Genomic DNA, 238 nt, shown 5'->3' on the forward strand with positions numbered 1-238 from the left:
GTGATCCTGCTCATTGGACACCCCGGCCTCCAGCGATATCTTCCAGGGACTGTTCGATTCGCTGCCGCTCAATGCTATGCAGAAGTGCGTCAAACTGCGCAGCAGCCTTCAGCACGAAGGTCATGCGTTGGTCGATATCGGCCAGGTTGGCGACGGGATTATTGCTGAATTCAATGGTTCGGCCGTCTTCGACGTGGCGGCATTGGCTTGCCAGCGTCAGTTCAATGGCTTGAGCGAC

Annotated in this window: 1 protein-coding gene; it reads right to left on the reverse strand. The window is 56.7% G+C overall.

The annotated features are described in order from the left end of the window. Nucleotides 1–10 precede the first annotated feature (10 nt). Nucleotides 11–238: DUF2515 family protein (locus AC0608_RS13870; RefSeq protein ID WP_478289490.1), on the reverse strand; the 228-nt coding region annotated here is incomplete at its 5' end.

The sequence above is a fragment of the Flavobacterium sp. GNP008 genome, from assembly GCF_056428965.1.